At 60.2% G+C, this 17698-nt stretch carries 18 protein-coding genes; 14 read left to right on the top strand and 4 right to left on the bottom strand.

What is annotated here, in order from left to right:
* Positions 1-61 precede the first annotated feature (61 nt).
* Positions 62-1405 carry a glutamine synthetase family protein gene (locus JWV26_RS01235; RefSeq protein WP_420890287.1) on the top strand — a complete coding sequence of 448 codons (1344 nt, stop codon included), beginning with the start codon at positions 62-64 and terminating at the stop codon, positions 1403-1405.
* Between the two features lie 38 nt (positions 1406-1443).
* Complete coding sequence (locus JWV26_RS01230) at positions 1444-2763, top strand: MFS transporter (protein ID WP_074916137.1); 1320 nt, start codon at positions 1444-1446, stop codon at positions 2761-2763.
* Positions 2764-2775: 12 nt separating this feature from the next.
* Here JWV26_RS01230 and JWV26_RS01225 read toward each other — a convergent pair whose 3' ends face one another.
* The 4 genes from JWV26_RS01225 to flgA form a co-directional block, all read right to left on the bottom strand.
* Positions 2776-3525 (bottom strand): flagellar brake protein, encoded by a 750-nt coding sequence (locus JWV26_RS01225; RefSeq protein WP_206418191.1) that lies wholly within the window; start codon positions 3523-3525, stop codon positions 2776-2778.
* A 91-nt stretch (positions 3526-3616) separates the two neighbouring features.
* Positions 3617-4084: a flagella synthesis protein FlgN gene (locus JWV26_RS01220; RefSeq protein ID WP_074916133.1), complete on the bottom strand. Its 468-nt coding sequence runs from the start codon at positions 4082-4084 to the stop codon at positions 3617-3619.
* A gap of 50 nt (positions 4085-4134) precedes the next feature.
* Positions 4135-4470 (bottom strand): flagellar biosynthesis anti-sigma factor FlgM, encoded by a 336-nt coding sequence (gene flgM / locus JWV26_RS01215; protein WP_074916131.1) that lies wholly within the window; start codon positions 4468-4470, stop codon positions 4135-4137.
* Between the two features lie 136 nt (positions 4471-4606).
* The gene (flgA, locus tag JWV26_RS01210; RefSeq protein WP_206418190.1) at positions 4607-5365 is read right to left on the bottom strand and encodes a flagellar basal body P-ring formation chaperone FlgA; all 759 of its coding nucleotides are present in this window, start codon (positions 5363-5365) and stop codon (positions 4607-4609) included.
* 77 nt (positions 5366-5442) lie between these two features.
* On the opposite strand from flgA, the gene JWV26_RS01205 reads away from it, so the two are divergent.
* The 12 genes from JWV26_RS01205 to flgK all read left to right on the top strand — a co-directional run bounded on the left by JWV26_RS01205 (position 5443) and on the right by flgK (position 17641).
* On the top strand, positions 5443-6375 hold the full coding sequence (locus JWV26_RS01205; protein ID WP_072425716.1) for a chemotaxis protein CheV: 933 nt from the start codon (positions 5443-5445) through the stop codon (positions 6373-6375).
* Between the two features lie 43 nt (positions 6376-6418).
* Positions 6419-7246 (top strand): protein-glutamate O-methyltransferase CheR, encoded by an 828-nt coding sequence (cheR, locus tag JWV26_RS01200; protein WP_059391441.1) that lies wholly within the window; start codon positions 6419-6421, stop codon positions 7244-7246.
* Positions 7247-7547: 301 nt separating this feature from the next.
* Positions 7548-7955 (top strand): flagellar basal body rod protein FlgB, encoded by a 408-nt coding sequence (gene flgB, locus JWV26_RS01195; RefSeq protein ID WP_079783394.1) that lies wholly within the window; start codon positions 7548-7550, stop codon positions 7953-7955.
* Between the two features lie 11 nt (positions 7956-7966).
* Positions 7967-8410, top strand: coding sequence for a flagellar basal body rod protein FlgC (gene flgC / locus JWV26_RS01190; protein ID WP_017679137.1), 444 nt, complete (start codon positions 7967-7969; stop codon positions 8408-8410).
* Positions 8411-8432: 22 nt separating this feature from the next.
* On the top strand, positions 8433-9098 hold the full coding sequence (flgD, locus tag JWV26_RS01185) for a flagellar hook assembly protein FlgD (protein WP_206418189.1): 666 nt from the start codon (positions 8433-8435) through the stop codon (positions 9096-9098).
* A gap of 36 nt (positions 9099-9134) precedes the next feature.
* Positions 9135-10505 (top strand): flagellar hook protein FlgE, encoded by a 1371-nt coding sequence (flgE, locus tag JWV26_RS01180; RefSeq protein ID WP_072425712.1) that lies wholly within the window; start codon positions 9135-9137, stop codon positions 10503-10505.
* A gap of 213 nt (positions 10506-10718) precedes the next feature.
* Positions 10719-11459: a flagellar basal body rod protein FlgF gene (locus JWV26_RS01175; RefSeq protein WP_017679140.1), complete on the top strand. Its 741-nt coding sequence runs from the start codon at positions 10719-10721 to the stop codon at positions 11457-11459.
* A gap of 46 nt (positions 11460-11505) precedes the next feature.
* The gene (flgG, locus tag JWV26_RS01170) at positions 11506-12291 is read left to right on the top strand and encodes a flagellar basal-body rod protein FlgG (RefSeq protein ID WP_072425711.1); all 786 of its coding nucleotides are present in this window, start codon (positions 11506-11508) and stop codon (positions 12289-12291) included.
* A gap of 37 nt (positions 12292-12328) precedes the next feature.
* A complete protein-coding gene (gene flgH, locus JWV26_RS01165) occupies positions 12329-13051 on the top strand; it encodes a flagellar basal body L-ring protein FlgH (RefSeq protein ID WP_206418188.1) in 723 nt (240 codons plus the stop codon).
* Between the two features lie 256 nt (positions 13052-13307).
* A complete protein-coding gene (locus tag JWV26_RS01160; RefSeq protein ID WP_031306690.1) occupies positions 13308-14387 on the top strand; it encodes a flagellar basal body P-ring protein FlgI in 1080 nt (359 codons plus the stop codon).
* A gap of 14 nt (positions 14388-14401) precedes the next feature.
* Complete coding sequence (gene flgJ / locus JWV26_RS01155; RefSeq protein WP_093050810.1) at positions 14402-15586, top strand: flagellar assembly peptidoglycan hydrolase FlgJ; 1185 nt, start codon at positions 14402-14404, stop codon at positions 15584-15586.
* Between the two features lie 9 nt (positions 15587-15595).
* Positions 15596-17641, top strand: coding sequence for a flagellar hook-associated protein FlgK (gene flgK, locus JWV26_RS01150; protein WP_206418187.1), 2046 nt, complete (start codon positions 15596-15598; stop codon positions 17639-17641).
* The last annotated feature ends 57 nt before the right edge of the window (positions 17642-17698 follow it).

Genomic DNA, 17698 nt, shown 5'->3' with positions numbered 1-17698 from the left:
GCGTATTTTGTACGCATCGTCGCCGTCAGGCGGTATCCGCGTCATTCAAGGACAACAAAAGATGAGCACTGCCAGCCGCCAGGCACTGGAAACCCTGCTGCAGGGTATCGATGAGATCGATTGCGTAACTCCGGACCTTAATGGCGTCCCTCGCGGTAAGGTGATGACGGCCAGCGGTTTTCTTGAGGGACGGCGCCTGCAGCTCGCTCGCGGCGTGCTGTTGCAATGCATCATGGGCGGCTACCCGCCGGCACGTTTCTACGGCGGTGACGATGGCGATCTGCTGCTTAACGCCGAACCTCGCCAGATTCATCGTCTGCCCTGGAGCGAGTCGCCGCGCGCACTGGCCATCTGCGACGCGGACGAACTGGACGGGCGCAGCTCCGGGCTTTCCACGCGCGGTCTGCTCAAACGGGTATTGGCGCGCTACGCCGAGCATGGCTGGCAGCCTGTCGTGGCGACCGAGCTGGAGTTCTTCGTGTTCGCCGCCAACCCAGACCCGCAGCAGCCGTTCCAGCCGCCGATGGGCTTGGATGGCCGTCGTGAGGACGGTGGCTCGGCGTTCAGCGTCAGTTCCGGCAATGGCCTGCGGCCATTCTTTGCCGAGGTCTATCGCTGCATGGAGGCGTTGGGGCTGCCGCGTGACACCTTCATGCACGAGATGGGCGTCAGCCAGTTCGAGATCAACCTACTGCATGGCGACGCGTTGCAGCTGGCCGATCAGACCTTCCTGTTCAAGCACCTGCTCAAGGAGGTCGGCTTCAAGCATGGACTGTCCGTGGTCTGCATGGCCAAGCCGCTGGCGCATACGCCGGGTAGCTCCATGCATATCCACCAGAGCGTGGTGGAGCAGGGTAGTGGCCGCAATATCTTCAGCGCTGACAATGGCGAGGCGACAGCGGCTTTTTATCACTTCATCGGCGGTCAGCAGGTTGCAATGGCTGATTTCACCCTGCTGTTCGCACCGCATGTGAACTCCTATCAGCGCCTGTGTCATCCCTATGCGTCGCCGAACAACGCCTGCTGGTCGGTGGACAATCGCGCCGCCGGCCTGCGTATTCCGGCCAGTGCCCCGGTGGCGCGGCGGGTGGAAAATCGTCTGCCGGGTGCTGATGCCAACCCCTATCTGGCTCTCGCTGCCAGCCTGACGGCTGGGCTGCATGGTCTGGAGCGTGAGCTACAACCCAGCGCGCCGATCCAGGGTGAGTTCGAGGTGCCGGAAGAATTGGCGCTACCCTGTACCATGCACGCTGCGATCGAGCGTCTGAAACGCAGCGAGTTGGCAATCGAACTGTTCGGTGCGGAATTCATCGAAGGTTACATCGCCAGCAAGACCCTGGAGCTGACCAGCTTCTACGATGAAATTACGCCCTGGGAGCGTCGTGTTCTCGCCGCACAGGCGTGACGCTCACCCGGTTACCGTACAAGGAGCTTTACCCGCCAATGCGACTGATCTGGAAGTCATTCCGCTCGCTGTACTTTGCCACTCTGTTGATGCTGCTCGGCTCCGGTCTGCTCAGTACCTATCTGGCCTTGCGTCTGGCCGATACCGTGGATGGTCTGTGGGTCGGGGCACTGATGGCGGCCAACTATTTCGGCCTGGTGCTGGGTGGCAAGCTGGGGCATCGGCTGATCGGTCGGGTGGGGCACATCCGTGCCTACGTGGCCTGCGCCGGGGTGGTTACGGCCGCTGTGCTGGGTCATGGGCTGGTCGAGTGGCTGCCGTTCTGGCTGTTCCTACGCATGCTGGTGGGCCTGGGCATGATGTGCCAGTACATGGTCATCGAGAGCTGGCTCAACGAGCAGGCTGAAGCCAAGCAGCGTGGCCTGGTGTTCAGTGGCTACATGGCGGCCTCCTATCTGGGACTGATCCTTGGCCAGTTGGCTTTGGTCGTACACCCGACGCTGGGGCTGGAGCTGCTGATGTTGGTGGCGCTGTGCTTCGCGCTGTGCCTGGTGCCGGTGGCGCTGACCCGGCGCCTGCACCCGGCCCCCTTGCACCCGGCGCCGCTGGAGCTGCGTTTCTTCCTCAGTCGGGTGCCGCTGTCGCTGACCACCATCTCGGTGGCCGGTCTGCTGATCGGCTCGTTCTACGGTCTGGCGCCGTTGTACGCCACGCGGATGGGTCTGTCGACCGAGCAGGTGGGCCTGTTCATGGGCAGCTGCATTCTCGCCGGCCTGCTGGTGCAGTGGCCGCTGGGCTGGCTTTCCGATCGGCATGACCGCGTGCGCCTGATTCGCGGCTGCTCGGTCTTGCTGCTACTGGCGGCCTTGCCGCTGGCGGCACTGCCGGAGGTATTCCTCGGCTTACTGTTCGGTGTGGGCTTTCTGGTCAGCCTGATGCAGTTCAGTCTCTATCCGCTGGCGGTGGCCTTGGCCAATGACCATGTGGAGCCGGAGCGCCGCGTGTCACTGACGGCCATGCTGCTGGTCACCTTCGGCGTGGGCGCCTGCATCGGCCCGCTGCTGGCCGGTGTGCTGATGCGTTTCTACGGCGCCAACATGCTCTATGTGTTCGTCAGCGTTTGCGCGTTGATTCTGGTCTGGCGCATTCGTCCTGAAGTGGTGACCCATCTGCATCAGGTCGACGATGCGCCGCTGCACCATATGGCCATGCCGGGTAACGTCACCAGCTCACCGCTGGTCGCTGCGCTCGACCCGAGGGTCGATGAGCAGACGGTGCAGGAGCAGATGCAGGAACCAGCCACCGCTGCGGCAGCGGCGGCTGAAGAGGACCAGCAGAAAACGCAGGCGGACCAGTAAAGGCTGCGCGGGTCAGAAGGGGCCGTCGCTCTCGGTGCGACGCGCCTCGCGTTGCAGCTGATAGACGAAGCGCTCGACCTGGCGTTGCTCCAGGCCGTTCAGGCGATGAAAACGAGTGCCGACGAACGTCATGTCGACCTTGTCCTCGTATTGCACGTGGCGTAACTCCACGGTGCAGGTCATGTTGCCGAAGGGCAGATAGGCGGTGAGTCGCTCGTGTACCTGGCCATTGCTCAATTGCTGGCTGAGGTTGCCGGCGAAACGCAGTTTGCAGCCGGTGGCCGAGATGTCCAGCAGATGACCTGACAGTGGTTCGCGCAGCTTGTCGCCGCTGAGTACAACCTTGACCAGATCGCTTTGCTTCAACTGCGCACGGAAGGCGCTGCGGCGCTGGTGATAGATCACTTCGGTGGGCAGCGGTGCCCAGTAGCAGGGGGCTCCCTCGAGTTCGCCAAGCTGCACGTCGTGATCACAGGTCCAGGCTACTCGCACCCCGTCGCGGAACGCCTCGACGTTGAAGGTTTCGCCTTGTTTGAGAAAGCGTTCGCCATCGGTAGGGATGATCTCGTCCAGCGCTAAGCGCGCACGGTCTTTATCGATTTCGACAAGGTAACTTTGAAAACGCTGGCCACGATCCTTGAATTGGATAACCAGGGGGTCATGGTTCTGTTGCAATTGACGTAAGGTGGCAATGATCTCGACGGATGTCTTGAGCACCTTGGGCGGTTGAGGACCGCTCTCGTCGTTGAACGCGCTGGACACAGTTCGGAACTCTCCGAGTCATGGACTACAACGGCACTAGCATACTGGCATAGTGCCTGCATGTCCCTGTGCTTTTTGTTGGGGGGATGGCTCAGGCCTGGCTGAGCGGCCTTTGCTGCGCGATTCTAGCGGCACTGCCGCGGCTGTCATAGAGGCCCGGGGTCTCTCCGCCACGCAGAATGCCGAGGACGCTGCCGACCGAGGCCTGGTTGGCGCGAATCAAACGCCCATTGCGCAGATTGGCCTCCTGGCAACGCTGCAGCAGAGCGGACAACTCCTCGCTGCGCGCCAGCAGTTGATCGCCCACGGAGGACTTGCTCGCCAGCGCGTTGAGTCCTTCGCGATCAGCACTCAGGCCGGCACTTTGCAGCAGGCGGCTGCGGTCGTTGCCATGCTGCTGAAGCAGGGCAAGCAGAGGTTGTTTTTCGTTGAGAAGGCTATCGAGGCGCGGCAGGTCGCGCTCGGTGAGTGCCTGGAATTCGTTATCGATCAGCTCAAGCAATTGCTCGGCAGTGCCGATATCGTTGGTGAAGAGGTCAAGCAAGGCTGTGTCATTCATGGCGGGCTCTTGGGGGGCGGGCGTCCAACACCCCCAGCGCAGCCCTGAGACTAGCGCTGGGATTCGAAGTCGAGCAGTTTCTGGGCGACGCGTTTGCTGTCGACCTGATAGCTGCCATCAGCGATGGCCTGTTTCAGCTGGGCCACACGCTCCTTGTTGACGATGGGCTGATCACGCAGCTTCTCGCCGATTGTTTGCAACTGTTGTGCCTCACGGCTCAGTTGCACCGATTCGCCGCTCTTGGCGTTGGTTTGTTCATCGTTACCGGTGACAGGCGCCTTGTTCGGCTGTGCCGACTCATTGCGATTGCCAGCCTGAGTCGCGCCGGTACGTCCCGCATTGGCGGGCGTATTGGCATTGTTCAGCCGGTTGAAGTCGATGACCATGATGCAGAACCTCGGACGATATGGTGGACGCTTGCCATGCTTTTCGGCTGCTGCCGGAAAAACTTTAGGATTAATTTCATCGCGTCGTTGAAACAGTGTAGGGAATCGCCACGTCTTTGCGCTACAAGAAACATGCCTACATGGGTACTTCCACTTGACCAGGCCCGACCACGCGGGCTCGAACGACTCGCTGCGAACGCAGGTTACGCACGTTGATCTGTTCGCCTGGAGCGCCATCGGTCAGGGCTTCGCCGGGCATACGGACACTCACGCTAGCGCCGCGAGCGCTGATCACCACCTGATCGCCGCGCCGAATGACCTCGGCTACTTGCAGATGAGTCGAAAGAAGAATCTGGTCACTACCGAGTTGTCGTGTCAATTTCTTGCCGATTGCCTGCGTCGGGTCGGTCAGGAAGTTCTGACCCAGTTGCCCGACATCGCGTTCCACCAGGCTCAAATCTGCAGCCTTGACTACGCTCATGCGCTTGAGCGGGCGAGTCAGTACGACGATTGGCCGATACAACCGCACTTCGGCCGGCACGAATACGGTCCAGGGGGCGCTGCCGTCGCAGCGCACGCGCGTGGTGACGCGGCCCAGTGGTTGCGCCGGGCTTTCCAGCGTGGTGGTCAGCGGCTGATCGCACAGGGGCAGGCGTAACCGCGGGTCGAGACGGTTGACGCGAATCTCATGGCGGCCCTGAATTTCGCTACGCTGTAGATATTCAGTGGTCGCCTGCTCAAGAAAGACCTCGGTGGCGCCGATAAGCTGTTCAGTACTGGTAAAGGTGGCAGCCGCCGTAGCGCTGTAGCCGAGTGTCGGCAAAGCGAGTAAAACGGGCAAAGGCGCAAGGCACTTTGCCAGTAGCTGACGGAATGATGACGTTCTCTGCTTCATGAGCAATGCAAAGCAAGCCCCGTGCCGCCTGCTAGGCTCAATGGGGTAGGCGTTACTAGACAAGAAGGAGTCCGGGCATGGCCGGGTTGATGGATTCGGTTAACCAGCGCACTCAGCTGGTGGGACAGAACCGCTTGGAGTTGTTGCTGTTCCGCCTGGAAGGCCCACAGCTTTACGGTATCAACGTATTCAAGGTGAAAGAGGTGCTGCAGTGCCCGAATCTCACCATCATGCCCAAATCAAGTCCGGTGGTGCGGGGGGTGGCCAACATTCGTGGGGGCACCATTCCGATTCTCGATCTTTCCATCGCTACCGGCCGTGCCGCGCTGGAAGATCTGAAGACCAGCTTCGTGATCATCACCGAGTACAACACCAAGGTTCAGGGTTTTCTGGTGCGTTCGGTCGAACGTATCGTCAACATGAATTGGGAGGAGATCCATCCGCCACCCAAGGGCACCGGACGCGATCACTACCTGACAGCAGTCACGCGGCTCGACCAGCAGTTGGTAGAGATCATCGATGTCGAGAAGATTCTTGCCGAAGTCGCGCCGACCTCGGAAGTGATCTCCGCTGGCGTCATCGATGATCAGGTGCAGAGTCAGGCGGTGACCAAGCACGTGCTGATCGTCGATGACTCCTCGGTGGCGCGCAAACAGGTTTCGCGCTGCCTGCAGACTGTTGGCGTCGAGGTGACGGCGCTGAACGATGGCCGCGAGGCACTCAATTACCTCAAGAAAATGGCGGACGAGGGGCGTAATCCCGACAAGGAACTGCTGATGCTGATTTCCGACATCGAGATGCCCGAGATGGACGGATATACGCTGACCACGGAGATTCGTAGCGATCCGCGCATGCAGAAGCTGCATATCCTCCTGCATACTTCGCTTTCCGGTGTGTTCAACCAGGCGATGGTGAAGAAGGTCGGCGCTGATGACTTCCTCGCCAAGTTCAAGCCAGATGATCTGGCGGCGCGTGTGGTCGATCGCATTCGTGTATCGGATGGGGGCTGAAGGGTAACCTTCGGCGAACGTTATGGTTGCAGAGGCGGCACTAGTGTCTTCAGGTAATTTGGATTTCGAGCAGTTCCGGACTTTCCTGGAAAAGGCCTGCGGTATTCTGCTTGGCAGCAACAAGCAGTACCTGGTCTCCAGCCGTCTGAACAAGCTGATGGAACAGAACGGCATCAAGACCTTGGGCGAGCTGGTGCAGCGTATGCAAAGCCAGCCGCGCGGAGGGCTGCGCGAGCAGGTCGTAGATGCCATGACCACCAACGAGACCCTGTGGTTTCGTGACACTTATCCCTTCGAGGTACTCAAGAACCGCGTGCTGCCGGAGTTGATCAAGGCTTACCCGGCCCAGCGCCTGCGTATCTGGTCGGCGGCTTGCTCGTCCGGCCAGGAGCCTTACTCGCTGTCGATGTCCATCGATGAGTTCGAGCGCACCAACCTCGGTCAGCTCAAGGCAGGTGTGCAGATCGTCGCCACCGACCTTTCGCCGTCGATGCTGACCAATTGCAAATCTGGCGAGTACGACAGCCTTGCCATGGGGCGAGGCCTTTCGCAGGAGCGTTTGCAACGCTACTTCGACCCCAAGGGACCAGGGCGTTGGCAGGTCAAGGCGCCGATCAAGAGCCGTGTCGAGTTTCGCCCACTGAATTTGCTGGATAGCTACGCGGCATTGGGCAAATTCGACATCGTCTTCTGCCGCAACGTGCTGATCTACTTCTCGGCAGAAGTGAAGAAGGACATCCTCACACGCATCCACGCCACGTTGAAACCGGGCGGTTATCTGTTTCTCGGCGCCTCCGAAGCGCTCAATGGCCTGCCGGACAAGTACCAGATGGTGCAGTGCAGTCCTGGGATCATCTACAAGGCCAAATAGGCGCAAGGCATGTTTGGTATCAGCAACGGGAGGCCTTTGGCCTCCCGTTTGCGTTTCTGGACTCTGAAAACCATTCCCGGCTGAACACATCGCGCACCCTAGGGTTCGGCAGGGCGGCAATCCGTCCGGTTGGCTTTGCCGCTTGCTTGCCCGTAGGCGGTAAAGCCTTGCCGCTTTCCCGTTATTTTTCCGTCTGAGTGCTATTAAAGTATTGATTTAATTGGATTAAGTAAATTGGCACAGCCTTTGCTGGATAGCTCGCAACAGTGACCACATGGCCCAAGCGGCAAAGGTTCGGAACATGAGCATCAACTTCGGCAGAGCACTCGGTATTCACGAACAGGCCCTCGGCTTTCGCGCCCAGCGCGCCGAGGTGCTGGCCAACAATATCGCCAACGCCGATACGCCGAACTACAAGGCTCGCGATCTGGACTTCGCCAGCGTCCTGGCCGAGCAAAGCAACCGCATGCAGCGCGGTGGCGTTTCCCTGAACCGCACCGATAGCCGCCACATTCCGGCTGAAGGCGTCAGCAGCGGTGAAGCTGAACTGCCTTATCGCACGCCGTTCCACGCGTCGCTGGATCAGAACACCGTCGACCTGCAGATCGAGCAATCGAACTACGCCGAGAACTCGGTGCAGTTTCAGGCTAGCTTCACCTTTCTCAATAGCAAATTCAAAGGGCTGACCAGTGCCCTGCGCGGCGAATAAGGAGCGCGACCATGTCCCTTGCCAGTGTTTTCAACATCGCCGGAACCGGCATGAGCGCCCAGAGCACTCGCCTGAATACCATTTCCAGCAACATTGCCAACGCCGAGACCGTTTCCTCGAGCCTGGATCAGACCTATCGCGCTCGCCACCCAGTATTCGCCACCGTATTTCAGAATGCTCAAGGCGGCGACCGCGGCTCGCTGTTCGCTGAACAGGATGAGGCCGGGCGTGGTGTGCAGGTGCTGGGCGTGATCGAGGATCAGAGCAGCCTGATGCCACGCTATGAGCCTGATCACCCGATGGCCAACGCTGACGGCTATGTCTACTACCCGAACGTCAACGTGGTCGAGGAAATGGCCGACATGATTTCTGCCAGTCGCGCCTTCCAGACCAACGTTGAAATGATGAACACCGCCAAACAAATGCTGCAGCGCGTGCTGACCCTGGGTCAGTAAGACGAGACGAGGAAATCAGGGTATGAGCACCGTAAACGGCACGAGCTCGGTACTGGATCAGTACCAGCACAAACAGGACGCACCGAAGAGCAATGACCTCGGCAAGAACGAGTTTCTCAACTTGCTGGTGGCCCAACTCAACAACCAGAACCCGCTGGAGCCTCAGGGCAATGGTGAGTTCATCGCCCAGTTGGCGCAATTCAGCCAGGTCGAAGGCATCGAGAAGCTCAACACCAGCATGGGCTCGATGCTTTCCAGCTTCCAGTCTTCGCAGGCGTTGCAGGCGTCTTCTCTGGTCGGCCGCAAAGTGATCGTGCCGAGCGAGAAGGCGGTGGTCGATACCAGTGAAAGTTTCAAGGCCAGCACTGTTCTGCCGGTCAGCAGCAGCAACGTGTACGTCAACGTCTATGACAATTCGGGGGCGTTGGTTACCCGTGTCAACCTTGGCGAACAGGCTGCCGGCAACGTCAGCTTCATCTGGGACGGCAAGGATTCCGACGGCAACGTGGCGCCGCCGGGCACCTACAAGTTCGAGGCGCAGGCCACCTACGGTAGTGAAACCAAGGGGCTGTACACCCTGCTGCCGGCTAACGTCGACAGCGTCACCCTGGGCGGCAGTGAGCTGATGCTCAACCTCGCCGGCCTGGGCAGTGTTCCGCTTTCTCAAGTGCAGGTCATCGGCCAATAACTATTGCCGCCGGCAGTTCCGGCAAAGGAGTCTTCCATGTCGTTCAATATTGGTCTCAGCGGCCTGCGTGCCGCGACCAGCGACCTCAACGTCACCGGCAACAACATCGCCAACGCCGGTACTGCGGGTTTCAAGCAATCGCGAGCCGAGTTCGCCGATGTCTATGCCGCTTCCGTTCTGGGTACCGGCAGGAATGCGCAGGGCAGTGGTGTACTACTGGCAGACGTGTCGCAGCTGTTCAACCAGGGCAACGTCAACTACACGAACAATGCTCTGGATCTGGCCATCAATGGCAACGGCTTCTTTATGACCAGCAACAACGGTGAGATTGGCTATACCCGCGCCGGTTACTTCGGTACGGATCGTGATGGTTACATGGTCAACAACTTCGGTTACCGCCTACAAGGTTATGCGGCTGATGACAGCGGCAATATCCTGCCGGTGCAGTCTGATTTGCGCATCAACGCAGGTCAGCAGGAGCCCAGGGCGACCACCAGTGTTACCCAGCGCCTCAACCTGAACTCCAATGCGGTACGGCCCGCTAACGCGGGAACCATGGCGGCACCGACCTTCGACCCGAGCGATTCGAAGTCCTTCAACTGGTCCACTTCGACCAATATCTACGATTCGCAGGGCAATGCTCACGTGATGAGCCAATACTTCGTCAAGAACGAAGCGCCGGCCAACAACGGCTGGGTGATGCATGTGCTGATCGATGGAGTCAATCCGCGCGACCCATCCAGTACTCAACCATTCAGCTATGCGGTGAACTTCGATGCTGCCGGACAACTGGCGACGCCGGCATTCACCCCGCTGGCCAGCACGCCGGCCAACCCAGCCCTTGATGCGCCGGCCATTCCGGCGGGTACGCCCAATGGCATCTTCGCTCTGGCGGATACCGACTGGGTGCCTGCCGAGGAGGATCCGGGCAATCCGGGAACTTTGGTACCTAACGGTGCTGACAGTGAGGCGTTCACCTTCGACATGCGCGGCTCGAGCCAGTACGCCGCATCCTTTGGTGTCAACGCCGTCAGTCAGGACGGCTACACCACGGGCCAGCTGGCTGGTGTCGAGATCGATGACACCGGGGTGATCTTCGCCCGTTACACCAACGGCCAGTCCAAGGTGCAAGGGCAGGTGCTGCTGGCGAACTTCGCCAACGTCCAGGGGCTCACTCCGGTAGGCAAGACGGCGTGGGCGCAGTCGTTCGAATCCGGTGAGCCGGTGATTGGCACGCCGCGCAGCAGTACCCTGGGTGCTCTGCAGGCGGGTGCGCTGGAAGACTCCAACGTCGAGCTGTCGGATCAATTGGTGAACCTGATCGTGGCGCAGCGCAACTACCAGGCCAACGCCAAGACCATCGAAACCGAAAGCGCCATTACTCAGACCATCATCAACCTGCGTTGATGGGCTGGGGTTGAAGCAAAGCGGCAAACCTGGCTTGCCGCTTTTGCCGTTTCAGGGCCGGCAAAACCCCGCCGCCGGCTTTTCTTTATGATCCTGACTTATCTGTAAAGTCATTTTAAATCAGTATCTTGCATTTATTTTTCGAGGCTGGCACGACGCTTGCTGTAGTCATTGCAAAGAGCCAAGGGCCTGTCGCCCACTCGGAGAATTACCATGGACAAGATGCTGTACGTCTCCATGACCGGAGCGCAGAACAACACACTGGCTCTGCGCGCCCACGCCAATAACCTGGCGAACGTTTCTACCTCGGGTTTTCGTCGCGATTTCGAGCAGGCGCGCTCCATGCCGCTATTCGGTGAGAGCTATCCGGCACGTGTATTCGCCATGAGCGAGCGTCCGGCTACGGATTTTCGTCCGGGCTCGTTGCAGGAAACCGGTCGTGATCTTGATGTTGCCATTGGCGGCAAGGGCTGGATCGCCGTGCAGGCGCCCGATGGTGGCGAGGCCTACGTACGTACTGCCAGCCTGAATATCGATGCCCTGGGCGTGCTGCGTACCGGCAATGGTTTGCCGGTCATGGGCAATGCCGGGCCGATTGCCGTGCCGCCGGAGCAGAAGGTGGAGATTGGCCAGGACGGCACCATCAGTATTCGTGCGCTTGGTGAAGATCCCAACGTATTGGCTGAAGTCGACCGTATCAAGCTGGTCAACCCTGATCCGAAAAGCATGGAGAAGGGCACCGATGGCCTGATCCGCGTCAAGGGCCAGCCCGAGATAGAGGCCGATGCGACCGTTCAGGTGACGTCGGGTTTCCTCGAGGCGAGCAACGTCAACGCCGTTGAAGAGATGACCGCCATCCTCTCCCTGTCCCGTCAGTTCGAGCTGTCGGTGAAGATGATGCGCACCGCCGAGGACAACTCGTCGGCCATGGCGCGGGTTTTGCAAATTAGCTAATTACCAGCACGCGGCGCCGTAAAACCGGCGCCCGAGGAGAATCGATATGCTTCCGGCACTGTGGGTCAGCAAGACCGGTTTGTCCGCTCAGGACATGAACCTGACCACCATTTCCAACAACCTGGCCAACGTGGCGACCACCGGCTTCAAGCGTGATCGCGCCGAGTTCGAGGATCTGCTCTATCAGATCCGTCGTCAGCCAGGTGGCCAGTCCAGCCAGGACAGCGAGTTGCCCTCAGGTTTGCAGCTCGGCACCGGTGTGCGCGTGGTGGGTACGCAGAAGATCTTCACCGCCGGCAGCCTGCAAACGACCGAGCAGCCGCTGGACATGGCAGTCAATGGCCGTGGTTTCTTCCAGATCCTGCAGCCCGATGGCACCGTTTCCTATACCCGTGATGGTAGCTTTCACCTGAATTCCGATGGGCAGATCGTCACCTCCCAAGGCTTTGCACTTGAGCCGGCGATCGTCCTGCCGAACGAAGTGCGCACCTTCACCGTCGGTGAGGATGGCACTGTCTCGGTGACCACCACCGGCAATCCGCAGCCGCAGATCATCGGCAATATCCAGCTGGCCGACTTCGTCAACCCTGCTGGCCTGGAAGCCATCGGTAACAACCTGTTCCTGGAGACCGGTTCCAGTGGCGCGCCGCAGGTGGGAAACCCGGGCCTCAATGGCCTTGGCACCACGCTGCAGAACACCCTGGAAAACTCCAACGTCAGCGTGGTGGAAGAGTTGGTGAACATGATCACCACCCAGCGCGCTTACGAGATGAACTCCAAGGTGATTTCCACCGCTGATCAGATGCTGTCGTTCGTGACGCAGAACCTCTGATTTTTGACACTGTTTTGAACGCCGCGAGGTAGTGGTTATGAACCGGCAAATTCTCTGTTTCCCTCTGTTGGCTGGCGTGCTGCTCTCCAGCGGCTGCATGGCACCGACAGCCAAGCCGGACGATCCCTATTACGCGCCAGTGTTGCCACGTACGCCGCTGCCGGCTGCACAGAACAATGGTTCGATCTACCAGGCTGGCTTCGAAAATGGCCTGTATGACGACCGCAAGGCTTTCCGCGTGGGCGACATCATCACCATCACCTTGAATGAGCGCACCCAGGCCAGCAAGAACGCCAACAGCAATCTGCAGAAAGACAGCAGCGGAAGCCTCGGCGTGCCCAACCTGTTCGGCATGGCCGTCGCCCCGGATAACCCGCTGCGCAGCCTCAGCGCCCTGGGTATGACCAACAACAATCTGAGCCTGGATTCGAGCTGGAATTCCCAGCGTGACGCCACAGGCTCTGGTCAGGCAGGGCAGAGCAATAGCTTGTCTGGCTCGGTCACCGTGACCGTCGCTGAAGTGCTGCCCAACGGCATTCTGGTCGTGCGTGGCGAGAAGTGGATGACGCTCAATACCGGCGATGAGCTGATGCGTATCTCCGGGCTGGTGCGTGCCGACGACATTTCCACTGACAACACCGTGTCTTCCACGCGGGTTGCCGATGCGCGCATCACCTATTCCGGGACTGGCGCCTTCGCCGACGCCAGTCAGCCCGGCTGGATGAGTCGTTTCTTCATGAGCCCGCTGTGGCCGTTCTGATCGCGGGGAACTGTAGATGAAAACCCGGCTGACTCATTCGCCGTCCCTGTTACTCGAGCACCTGTCCAACTGGTACGCGCGAGTGACGACCAGCGGTTCGGCGCGCAAGGCCTTCGCTGTGAGCACGGCTACCAAGCGAGGTGCGCGAGTTCATGGCAGTGAGTCGGCACAGGCCGGGGCGTGCCGTCGACAGTTTGCCGTCGCTCATCGCGGCTATCGCCGACGTGGTGCCAACGACTGGCTATTGCTGGCAACCATGCTGGCGTGCCTGTTGCTGAGCTTGCCGACTCAGGCCGAGCGCTTGAAGGACCTGGCATCGATCCAGGGTGTGCGCAGCAACCAGTTGATCGGTTACGGCCTGGTTGTTGGCCTCAATGGCAGCGGCGACCAGACCACGCAAACCCCCTTTACCGTGCAGACCTTCAACAACATGCTGGCGCAGTTCGGCATCAAGGTGCCGCCAGGCGGCAACGTACAGCTGAAGAACGTCGCGGCCGTATCGGTGCATGCTGATCTGCCGGCGTTCGCCAAGCCGGGACAGACCATCGACATCACCATCTCCTCCATCGGCAACGCCAAGAGCCTGCGCGGTGGCAGTCTGTTGATGACGCCGCTCAAGGGCATCGACGGTAACGTCTACGCCATCGCCCAGGGCAACCTGGTGGTCGGTGGTTTCGATGCCAGTGGTGCCGACGGTTCGCGCATCACCGTCAACGTGCCGTCCGCCGGGCGCATCCCCGGGGGGGCTACCGTCGAGCGTCCGGTGCCGAGTGGTTTCGATCAGGGCAATTACCTGACTTTGAACCTCAACCGTCCTGACTTCACCACGGCGAAGAATATCGTCGATCAGATCAACGATCTGCTTGGCCCTGGCGTGGCCCAGGCCATCGATGGCGGCTCGATTCGTGTCAGCGCACCGCTCGACCCGAATCAGCGCGTCGACTATCTGTCGATCCTCGAGAACCTGCAGGTCGAGGCGGGTAAAGCGGTGGCCAAGGTCATCATCAACTCGCGTACCGGCACCATCGTCATTGGCCAGGACGTTAAGGTACAGCCGGCTGCAGTGACTCACGGCAGCCTGACCGTGACCATCACCGAAGACCCCATCGTCAGTCAGCCCGAGGCATTTTCCGGCGGACAGACCGCGGTGGTCCCGCGCTCGCGCGTGGGCGCCGAGGAAGAGGCCAAACCGATGTTCAAGTTCGGCCCTGGTACCAGTCTGGACGAGATCGTCCGCGCGGTTAACCAGGTGGGTGCAGCGCCCTCCGACCTGATGGCCATCCTGGAGGCGCTCAAGCAAGCCGGCGCTCTTCAGGCCGACCTTATCGTGATCTGAGGAGGATTGCCGATATGGATTCTCGACTCTCAGCCGGTCTGCTGGCAGGCGGTAAAAGCCCGATCGACAGTGGCGCCTTCACCGACCTGAACCGCCTCAACCAGTTCAAGGTGGGCGGTGACACCGAGCAGAACATCCGCAAGGTGGCACAGGAGTTCGAATCGCTGTTCATGAATGAAATGCTCAAGGCCATGCGTTCGGCCAACGCCGCGTTCGGCGAGGGCAATTTCATGAACAGCAACGAGAGCAAGACCTATCAGGACATGCACGACCAGCAGCTGGCGGTGACGCTCTCCAAGGAAGGGCGCGGTATCGGTCTGGCTGATGTGCTGGTGCGGCAGATGTCGAAGATCAAGCAGCCGTCGAGCCGCCCAAACCCCTTCGCGCAGATCGAGCAACCGATCGCAGCAGTGAGCGAGTCGAAGGCTGACAAGGTCGCCACTAGCGAAGGCTTCCGTGATGACGTAGCGCTGCTAAATCGCCGGCGCCTCTCCGTGCCGGGCAAACTGGCGGACCGCCTGTTGGCCGGTATCGTGCCATCGGCTGCAGAGGGCGAGGGCAGGACCCTGGCCGGCAGTGACTGGATTCCGGCGCAGGCCAGCGCCGCGCCCAAGGATCGCGGCCTGAGCCTTGGCAACAGCGATGCATTGACAGGCCGTCGTATTGCTCAACCGCCGCTGGCACCGGGCAAAGCTGCATTCAGCTCACCGCAGGAATTCGTCGCAACCATGCTGCCGATGGCGGAAGCCGCTGCCGAGAAGATCGGTGTCGACCCGCGTTACCTGGTGGCCCAGGCCGCGCTGGAAACCGGTTGGGGCAAGTCGATCATCCGCACCCGCGATGGCGAGAGCAGCCACAACCTGTTCGGCATCAAGTCCCATGGCAGCTGGGAGGGCGAATCGGCCCGCGTGCTGACCACCGAATACAAGGGTGGCAAGGCGGTCAAGGAGGCGGCCAGCTTCCGTGCCTATGACTCCTACGCACAGAGCTTCGACGATTACGTCAGTTTCCTGCAGAACAACGGTCGCTACGAGAAGGCGCTGAACGTCACCGAGAATCCGGAGCGTTTCGTCAAGGAGCTGCAGCAGGCTGGCTACGCCACCGATCCGAACTATGCCCGCAAGATCTCGCAGATCGCTCGCAAGATGCAGACCTATCAAACAATCGCCGCTGCCGATAGCGCCACCACAAGGACTTGAGGTTGAATCATGGCTGACCTATTGAACATAGGCCTTTCGGGCCTGGCGGCGAACAAGACTTCGCTGGCTGTCACCGGCCATAACATCGTCAACGTCAATACGCCTGGTTTCTCGCGGCAGGACACGATCCAGGCCACGCGCACGCCGCAGTTCAGTGGCGCCGGCTATATCGGTTCGGGTACGACCCTGACTGATGTTCGTCGCATCTACAATGAGTTCCTCACTACCCAGGTACGCAGTAGTACGGCGCTCAACAGTGATACCAAGGCCTACCTGAGTCAGATCAACCAGCTTGATTCCCTGCTCGCGGGTAGTACCACCGGTGTCACCCCCGCCCTGCAGAAATTGTTCTCGGCTCTGCAAACTGCAGCCGAAGACCCAGCCAACGTACCTGCACGGCAGTTGGCGCTGTCGGAGGCAGAGGGGCTGGCCAAGCGTTTCAATACGGTCTATGACCGCCTGTATGAGCAGAACGCCTTCATCAACAAACAGCTGTCAGCGGTGACCGATCAGGTCAACCAGCTGGCGACCTCGATTGCCGGCTACAACGACGCAATTGCCATCGCAGCCTCCAACGGACAGGCGCCGAACGACCTGCTTGACGCCCGTGAGGAGGCCGTACGCAAACTTTCCGAGTTCGTCGGTGTGACGGTCGTTCCTCAGGACGACAACACCTACAACCTGTTCATCGGCTCTGGCCAGCCCTTGGTGGTTGGCAAGGATGCGGCGCGTCTCGAAGTAGTACCGGGGCAGTCCGACCCGCTGCGTAGCGAAATCCAGTTCATCAGCGGCAACTCCCGGCAGAACGTCACCTCGCTGATCACCGGTGGCGAGATGGGCGGCCTGCTGCGCTATCGCGAAGACGTGCTCGACACCTCGCTGAATGCCGTGGGCCGTCTGGCCCTGTCGATCACCGACCAGATCAACCGGCAGCTGGGCCAGGGCCTGGACCTCAATGGTCAGTTCGGCAACAACCTGTTCCGCTCGATCAATGACCCACAGTTGCTCAGCCAGCGCAGCCTGGCGCGCGTCGGCAACAGCGACCCGAACGCCAACCTCAATGTCACGATCACCGACACCACGCAGCTGACCACCAGCGATTACGAAGTCCAGTTCACCAGCGCGACCGAGTACACGATTCGGCGTCTCTCCGATGGCACGCAGTTCCCTGCTTCGCCGGCGACCTTCGATATCACCACGGTGCCGGCGCCTGAAGTAGATGGTTTCTCTCTTGGAGTGGCCAGTGGCACCTTCGCTGCAGGCGATCGTTTTCAGGTGATGCCGACGCGTAACGCCGGCCGTGATATCCGCGCGGACATGAAGAATGCCGAAGAGCTGGCCTTCGCCGCGCCGCTGAAAGCGGAAACCAGTCCGGCCAATATCGGCACCGGCAAGATCACTCAACCGGCCCTGCTTACCGAGATCGACATCTATGACCCGGTCGCACAGGCCGATCTGGAAACCAGCCTGCGCAATGCGCCGCCGCTGCGTATCGTCATGGGCGCCGGCGGCGGGGCGACGCAGAGCTATGATGTCGTCGATATCAATGGCAACGTGATCGACACCGGCAACATCGTTCCGGGCCAGGATAACGCGCTGACGATCAGCGTGCCGGCCAATCCACCTGCGGTTCCCGCGGCTTTCGACTATCAGGTGACCATCAGCGGTCGACCCTCTGACGGCGACAACTTCTCGGTGTCGTTCAATACCAACGGCGTATCGGATAACCGTAATGCGCTGAATCTGGTCAACTTGCAGAACAAAGCCGTTATCGGGGTCAATCCTGCGGCGCCCGGTACCACGGGTTCGAGCTTTTCCGACTCATATGGCGACCTGGTGGAGCGGGTCGGTACGCTCACCAGCCAGGCGCGTGTAGACGGTGAGGCGACCGGCGCGATTCTCAAGCAGGCCACCGATAACCGCGACTCGATTTCCGGGGTCAATCTCGATGAAGAAGCGGCCAAACTGATCCAGTTCGAGCAGTACTACCAGGCATCCGCGCAGATCATTCAAGTTGCGCGTAACCTGTTCGATACTCTGATCAATACATTCTGATAGTCGCTTGCCCGAGTTCGGGAAGGCGCGGCCTGTACAGATGACAGGCGTTGCAAG

Source organism: Ectopseudomonas toyotomiensis, from assembly GCF_017167985.1.
Classification (GTDB): domain Bacteria; phylum Pseudomonadota; class Gammaproteobacteria; order Pseudomonadales; family Pseudomonadaceae; genus Aquipseudomonas; species Aquipseudomonas toyotomiensis.
This window is presented reverse-complemented; position numbering and strand designations above follow the sequence as displayed.

Bases quoted from the DNA above. Each gene is read 5' to 3' on its own strand.
- JWV26_RS01160 (WP_031306690.1), top strand. From the start codon at position 13,308: ATGCTGGCGTGCCTGTTGCTGAGCTTGCCGACTCAGGCCGAGCGCTTG.
- flgH (WP_206418188.1), top strand. From the start codon at position 12,329: ATGAACCGGCAAATTCTCTGTTTCCCTCTGTTGGCTGGCGTGCTGCTC.
- flgC (WP_017679137.1), top strand. From the start codon at position 7,967: ATGTCCCTTGCCAGTGTTTTCAACATCGCCGGAACCGGCATGAGCGCC.
- flgG (WP_072425711.1), top strand. From the start codon at position 11,506: ATGCTTCCGGCACTGTGGGTCAGCAAGACCGGTTTGTCCGCTCAGGAC.
- JWV26_RS01175 (WP_017679140.1), top strand. From the start codon at position 10,719: ATGGACAAGATGCTGTACGTCTCCATGACCGGAGCGCAGAACAACACA.
- JWV26_RS01230 (WP_074916137.1), top strand. From the start codon at position 1,444: ATGCGACTGATCTGGAAGTCATTCCGCTCGCTGTACTTTGCCACTCTG.
- flgE (WP_072425712.1), top strand. From the start codon at position 9,135: ATGTCGTTCAATATTGGTCTCAGCGGCCTGCGTGCCGCGACCAGCGAC.
- flgA (WP_206418190.1), bottom strand. From the start codon at position 5,365: ATGAAGCAGAGAACGTCATCATTCCGTCAGCTACTGGCAAAGTGCCTT.
- flgK (WP_206418187.1), top strand. From the start codon at position 15,596: ATGGCTGACCTATTGAACATAGGCCTTTCGGGCCTGGCGGCGAACAAG.
- flgD (WP_206418189.1), top strand. From the start codon at position 8,433: ATGAGCACCGTAAACGGCACGAGCTCGGTACTGGATCAGTACCAGCAC.
- flgM (WP_074916131.1), bottom strand. From the start codon at position 4,470: ATGGTCATCGACTTCAACCGGCTGAACAATGCCAATACGCCCGCCAAT.
- flgJ (WP_093050810.1), top strand. From the start codon at position 14,402: ATGGATTCTCGACTCTCAGCCGGTCTGCTGGCAGGCGGTAAAAGCCCG.
- JWV26_RS01220 (WP_074916133.1), bottom strand. From the start codon at position 4,084: ATGAATGACACAGCCTTGCTTGACCTCTTCACCAACGATATCGGCACT.
- JWV26_RS01205 (WP_072425716.1), top strand. From the start codon at position 5,443: ATGGCCGGGTTGATGGATTCGGTTAACCAGCGCACTCAGCTGGTGGGA.
- flgB (WP_079783394.1), top strand. From the start codon at position 7,548: ATGAGCATCAACTTCGGCAGAGCACTCGGTATTCACGAACAGGCCCTC.
- JWV26_RS01235 (WP_420890287.1), top strand. From the start codon at position 62: ATGAGCACTGCCAGCCGCCAGGCACTGGAAACCCTGCTGCAGGGTATC.